Annotated in this window: 2 protein-coding genes; one reads left to right on the top strand and one right to left on the bottom strand. The window is 71.5% G+C overall.

The window, feature by feature from the left end; genetic code table 11:
* Positions 1-146 precede the first annotated feature (146 nt).
* Positions 147-1,451, bottom strand: a complete 1,305-nt coding sequence (locus tag ACWGJO_RS41435) for an MFS transporter (protein WP_452190943.1) — start codon at positions 1,449-1,451, stop codon at positions 147-149.
* 144 nt (positions 1,452-1,595) lie between these two features.
* On the opposite strand from ACWGJO_RS41435, the gene ACWGJO_RS41430 reads away from it, so the two are divergent.
* Positions 1,596-2,177 carry a MarR family winged helix-turn-helix transcriptional regulator gene (locus tag ACWGJO_RS41430; protein WP_359907163.1) on the top strand — a complete coding sequence of 194 codons (582 nt, stop codon included), beginning with the start codon at positions 1,596-1,598 and terminating at the stop codon, positions 2,175-2,177.
* Positions 2,178-2,228: the final 51 nt, after the last annotated feature.

Here is a 2,228-nt window from a genome sequence, read left to right as displayed (position 1 = left end):
CCCGCCCGGTTCGTCCCCCCCCGCCGGGGGCTGGGCGTACACCACCCATTCAAAGTTTGGGGGGGGGCGGGCTATCCCACGCGCGCGGGGCGCCGACCTGGTGACCTGGTCGGCGCCCGTTTCGAACCCCCTTGCCGCCCGTTCCGCTAGGCGGCGGTCTGCAGCTCCCGGACCGGGACGGCGTGGACCACGGCCGGGGCCGCGTTGTCCTGCTCCGGCGTGAGGTACGGGCGCAGCCGCAGCGCCATGGCGACGACCAGCAGCGTGGAGCCCGCCATGGCCGCCAGGTAGAGCGGCCAGGTGCCGGAGCCGACCAGCAGCACGCCGACGGCCGGGCCGACCGCGATGGCGATCTGCTTCACCAGGGCGTACCCGGCGTTGTAGGTGCCGAGCAGCCGGGCCGGGGCGAGGTCCGCGACGATCGGGCCCATGGTGGGCGCGAGCAGCGACTCGCCGACGCCGAAGAGGGCGTAGATCGAGACGATGGCGACCGTGGCCGCCATGGTCTCGGTCCGTATCAGGCCGGCCACCAGGGCCATCGCCCAGGCGCCGAGCCAGACCACGCCGGCCGCGGCCATCGCGGTGGTGCGGCGGCGCTTGGCGGTGATCCGCACCATGAACATCTGCAGCACCACGATGGTCAGCGCGTTGGCGCCGATCGCGAAGCCGAGGGTGGAGGGCGCGGTGCCGACGGTGTCGGTGGCGAAGGCCGCGACGCCGGACTCGAACTGGCCGTAGCAGGTGAAGAAGATCAGCCCGGCGAGGATGCTGAGCCGCACCATCGCCTTGTCGGCGAGCAGGGCGCGCAGACCGGTCGGGCCGTCGGCCTTCCCGTGGACGGCGGTCAGCTGGGTCCTGGGCATCCGGGCGGTGCCGGTGACCAGGGCGAGGCCGAGGAACGTCACCGCCTCGATGGTGAACAGCCGGGTCAGACTGGCCGGGTCCGACACGTTCACGATCTGCCCGCCGACCAGCGCACCGATGCCCATGCCCAGGTTGACCAGGGTGAACTGGAGCGCGAAGGCGTGCGAGCGGGTGGCCGCCGTGGAGCAGCGGACGATCATCGTGGCGAGCGCCGGCTGGCAGGTGGTGACACCGGCGCCGAACAGGAAGGAGGAGACCAGCAGGGCCGGGGTGCCGGTGGCGTGGCCGAAGGCGAACGCACCGGTGGCGGCGAGCGCCGTGCCGGCCAGCAGGACCGGGCGGGGACCGTACCTGTCGATGCCGCGGCCGGTGAACGGCAGGACGGCGAGGGCCGCCAGCGCGAAGACGGTGAACACCATCCCGGCCGCCAGCGAGCCCAGCCCGCGCACCTGGTCCACGTACACGAACATGTACGGCATCGTGAACCCGCTGCCGAACGCACTGAGCGCGTTGCCGATCTGGACGCGGCGCAGCGGGCCGCCCGCTCCCCGCCGCTGCTGCCTCTGCTGCTTCACCGTGCCGGTCACCGTGCACATCCCTTCCTGGTTTCAACTGGATACTCTTAAGTCCAGAAGATTTCAGAGCTAAAGTTTGACGAGATAAAGTCTTAGCACCCGAAGACTGCGGAGTCAAAGGCTTAAGGAGTGCACCCTCGTGCGACACTGGTCCGCATGACTACGGACAAGCCGCCGCCGGCTGCCGGCAAGCCCGCCCCGGCCACCCCCCTGGAGTTCGGCATCGCCGAGCAGGTGGCCCTCTACCAGCGGGAATTCCCCACCGTCGACCCCCAGGTGGAGACGATCGTGCAGACCCTCAACCGGGTCTCCCGGCGGATGGGCGTGGCGTACGACCGGCAGCTGACTGTGCTCGGAATCACCTCCGCCGAGTGGGAGGTGCTCAAGGCGCTGGTGGTGTCCGGCAGCCCGTACCGGCTGGGGCCGGGCGAGCTGGCCAAGCGCCTCGGGCTCACCCCGGCGGCGATGACGCACCGGATCGACCGGATGGTGGCGGACGGACTGGTCACCCGGGAGCGGGACGAGACCAACCGGGTGCGGGTGATCATCGAGCTCACCGAGACCGGCCGCGACAAGTGGCTGGAGTCGATGCGGATGGCCGCGGTCTTCGAGGAGGAGCTGCTCCAGGACGTCGTGGGCGAGGAGCGGACCGCGCTCTCCGCGATGCTGGGCCGGATGCTGCGGCGGATCGAGGAGAGCCGGCCGGACGCGCTCGGGCGCACCGCCGGCCTGGACTGACCCCCGGGAGGCCGGGGAACGCGAAACGGGTCCGGCCCGCCGGGAGGATGC

The organism is Kitasatospora sp. NPDC054795 (genome assembly GCF_053611565.1).
The sequence above is the reverse complement of the archived record's forward strand: the minus strand, read 5'-3'. Positions and strand labels throughout refer to the sequence as shown.